This window comes from Paracoccus nototheniae, from assembly GCF_004335005.1.
GTDB lineage: Bacteria > Pseudomonadota > Alphaproteobacteria > Rhodobacterales > Rhodobacteraceae > Paracoccus > Paracoccus nototheniae.
This window is the reverse complement of the sequence record NZ_RQRT01000201.1, coordinates 1-451: the sequence shown is the minus strand read 5'-3', so window position 1 is coordinate 451 and position 451 is coordinate 1. Positions and strand designations below refer to the sequence as shown.

Annotated in this window: 1 protein-coding gene; it reads right to left on the bottom strand. The window is 66.1% G+C overall.

Going from position 1 to position 451, the window contains the following annotated elements; translation table 11 throughout:
• Nucleotides 1-424, bottom strand: a 424-nt coding sequence (locus EG885_RS22455) for an EamA family transporter (protein WP_165571280.1), incomplete at its 3' end; no start/stop codon positions are given.
• Between the last annotated feature and the right edge of the window lie 27 nt (nucleotides 425-451).

Here is a 451-nt window from a genome sequence, read left to right as displayed (position 1 = left end):
TCAGCACCCCCGCCAGCCCCAGCCCGACCATGCCAAGGCGAAAGGCCCGGACATTCTCGCCCAGAAACATGCCCGCCAGAACCACCACCAGCAGCGGCGCGGCAAATCCGATCGCCGTCGCCTCGGGCAAAGGCAGCAGCGACAGCGCCCAGAAGTTCATCGCCATCGCCGCCGTGCCGACCAGCCCGCGATAAAGATGCCCCATCGGGTTCGCCGTCACCAACCCCACCCGCAACTCGCGGCGCCACATCAGCCAGACGAAGATCACCGGCAGCGCAAAGAACGACCGAAAGAACACCTGCTGCCCCGGCGGCACCGCCGAACTTTCCGCCGTCGCCTTGATCAGCGAGGCCATCAGCACGAATACCGTGACGCTGGCACATTTAAGCGCGATCCCCCGCAAGGGAGAGTCGCTGGAAAACATCGCCGCGGGTGTCGCGGGGGGTTTGGG